This is a genomic window from Chthonomonas sp. (genome assembly GCF_035294165.1).
Lineage (GTDB): Bacteria > Armatimonadota > Chthonomonadetes > Chthonomonadales > Chthonomonadaceae > Chthonomonas.
The window spans coordinates 1-1,384 of the sequence record NZ_DATGLN010000010.1; the positions used below are offsets into that span (position 1 = coordinate 1).

Annotated in this window: 2 protein-coding genes; one reads left to right on the forward strand and one right to left on the reverse strand. The window is 53.8% G+C overall.

Annotated features, from left to right (window positions below; all coding sequences use genetic code 11):
* Window positions 1-470: carboxypeptidase-like regulatory domain-containing protein (locus tag VKV29_RS00245; RefSeq protein ID WP_324199286.1), on the reverse strand; the 470-nt coding region annotated here is incomplete at its 3' end.
* A 185-nt stretch (window positions 471-655) separates the two neighbouring features.
* Here VKV29_RS00245 and VKV29_RS00250 point away from each other — a divergent pair.
* Window positions 656-1,384 (forward strand): VCBS repeat-containing protein (locus VKV29_RS00250; RefSeq protein WP_324199287.1); only part of this gene is annotated, 729 nt, incomplete at its 3' end.

A 1,384-nucleotide genomic window follows, 5' to 3' on the forward strand; every position in this document is an offset into this window, starting at 1 on the left:
TAAGTAAAAATGCGCTGGCCGCCGAGCGGCAAGGTAGAAACCTGCGTGGAATTTAGCTGCTCCCCGACAGTCTGCGTCTCGGTTTGTAGCAATGGCGCAGTGGCAGTCACTTCCACTGTGGTCGCTGCATTCCCAACCTGTAACGGCAGGTTCACTGTCGCCGTCTGACCGGGATTCACCACTACATCTGTCTGTTGCCCCTTTTGAAAACCAGGCGCAGTGGCAGTCACCGTGTAGGTTCCGGGAATGAGTGCCGGTCGCGTATAAGTACCCGCTCCTGTAGTGGTCGTTGTCGTACTCACCCCAGTAGCTGTGTTGGTAATGGTAATGGTTGCGTTTGGAATTGCTGCACCGGTTGGATCCGTTACAGTTCCTGTGATTGTTCCTAGGTCTCGTTGGCCAAACAGGAGCGTGCCACTCAGCACACACAGCAGGAAGGCCAGCGAGACTGACATGGGCTGACGCCGCATTTTCCCCCCTTAGTCCTTAAAACTTAAAGACCACCTAAAACTGGAAAGAATGTACCACACGTAAACGTTTACTTCAAGAGAAAAATAAATGAGACCGTATCACTTTGGCTAGAAAAGGGATAGCGCCCGTGGCTCCCGAATGCGCACGGCGCCAGATTTCCTTACGGCTATAATGACCGCCATCGATGAAGTGGGAGGTTTTACCTATATGCACCGCAGCGGTCTTGCTCGCTGCCAGCTATCCGGCATTTCAGGCCGACTTCGTCGATCTTGCGATCTCATGCGGCCTTACGGAACGTAACATTTATGGGGGACTTGACAGGAAGCAGTATATCTTAGAGACTACGGGGAACGGGGTCGCCATATTTGATTACGATGGCGACGGCCGGAATGATATCTTCATTGCCAATGGGACACGACTGGGACAGCCGCTGTCGCGCCAGAGCCTGCCACAGCTTTACCATAATGAAGGCAACGGCCATTTTCGGAACGTAGCACAGCAGGCGGGCTTCCAAAGCCCCATCGGCTGGGCACAAGGTGTCTGTGTTGGCGATTATGATAACGATGGGCACCCCGATCTTCTTGTAACCGCTTACGGCCACAACGTGCTCTATCACAACCGGGGCGACGGCACATTTGAGGATGTAACTGCCAAAGCCCATTTGCCTGTCACCGGCACCCGCTATGGCTCGGGATGCACCTTCCTGGATTATGATCGCGACGGTTACCTGGACCTGTTTATTGCGAACTATGTCGATCTGGATTTAAGCCACACACCGCACCCCGGCAGCGGTGAATTCTGCATATGGAAGGGCATTCCCGTCATGTGTGGCCCTCGTGGCTTACCGAAAGCACTCAATATTCTCTACCACAACAACCACGACGGCACGTTTAGCGATGTCTCCAAGCAGGCC